The organism is Hydrogenovibrio sp. 3SP14C1, assembly GCF_029625905.1.
Classification (GTDB): domain Bacteria; phylum Pseudomonadota; class Gammaproteobacteria; order Thiomicrospirales; family Thiomicrospiraceae; genus Hydrogenovibrio.
Genome location: NZ_JARTLM010000186.1, coordinates 1 through 260, shown reverse-complemented (window position 1 = coordinate 260; position 260 = coordinate 1). Strand labels below are relative to the sequence as shown.

General features: G+C 53.1%; 1 pseudogene. It reads right to left on the bottom strand.

Annotated features, from left to right (window positions below):
* Positions 1 to 260 (bottom strand): annotated as a pseudogene (locus tag P8629_RS12175) (lysine transporter); the annotation flags it as partial.

Below are 260 nucleotides of genomic sequence, written 5' to 3'. Positions count from 1 at the left end.
CGATAGCGCAGCAGTCAACACCACGACGTTCAGTACTGTTGCCACCAGATTGCTGTTCAATGCATGGAAGATCAGCACGAACGGGCTGCCGCCTTCTACCACTTTGCCCCACGGATACAGTGACAGCAGAATTGCCAGTGAACCGATATAGAACAGCAGAATACGGTAGATCACCTGGTTGGTCGCTTTAGGAATGCTTTTCTGCGGGTTGTCTGCTTCTGCTGCGGTGATGCCTACCAGTTCCAGGCCACCGAACGAGA